We start from the raw sequence: 953 nt of genomic DNA on the forward strand, positions 1-953 counted from the left end.
AACACGGGTGCTACTGGTGCCACTGGACCTCAAGGTGCTCAAGGTAACACGGGTGCTACTGGTGCCACTGGACCTCAAGGTGTTCAAGGTAACACAGGTGCTACTGGCGCTACTGGACCTCAAGGTGCTCAAGGTAACACAGGTGCTACCGGCGCTACCGGTGCTACTGGACCTCAAGGTGTTCAAGGTAACACAGGTGCTACTGGTGCTACTGGCGCTACTGGACCTCAAGGCGCTCAAGGTAACACAGGTGCTACTGGCGCTACTGGACCTCAAGGCGCTCAAGGTAACACAGGTGCTACTGGTGCTACTGGACCTCAAGGTGTTCAAGGTAACACAGGTGCTACTGGTGCTACTGGCGCTACTGGACCTCAAGGTGTTCAAGGTAACACAGGTGCTACTGGTGCTACTGGACCTCAAGGTGTTCAAGGTAACACAGGTGCTACTGGTGCCACTGGACCTCAAGGTGTTCAAGGTAACACAGGCGCTACCGGCGCTACTGGTGCTACTGGACCTCAAGGTGTTCAAGGTAACACAGGTGCTACTGGTGCTACTGGCGCTACTGGACCTCAAGGCGCTCAAGGTAACACAGGTGCTACTGGTGCCACTGGACCTCAAGGTGTTCAAGGTAACACAGGCGCTACAGGCGCTACTGGACCTCAGGGACCTCAAGGTAACACGGGTGCTACTGGACCTCAAGGCGTTCAAGGTAACACAGGCGCTACTGGTGCCACTGGACCTCAAGGTAACACAGGTGCTACTGGTGCTACTGGACCTCAAGGTGTTCAAGGTAACACAGGTGCTACTGGTGCTACTGGACCTCAAGGTGTTCAAGGTAACACAGGTGCTACTGGTGCCACTGGACCTCAAGGTGTTCAAGGTAACACAGGCGCTACCGGCGCTACTGGTGCTACTGGACCTCAAGGTGTTCAAGGTAACACAGGTGCTACTGG

General features: G+C 55.3%; 1 pseudogene. It reads left to right on the forward strand.

Features of this window, described 5'->3' with window-relative positions:
* Positions 1 to 953 (forward strand): annotated as a pseudogene (locus tag D1166_RS30925) (collagen-like protein); the annotation flags it as partial.

This window comes from Bacillus sp. ISO11 (assembly GCF_003458115.1).
In the GTDB taxonomy this organism is placed as follows: domain Bacteria; phylum Bacillota; class Bacilli; order Bacillales; family Bacillaceae_G; genus Bacillus_A; species Bacillus_A cereus.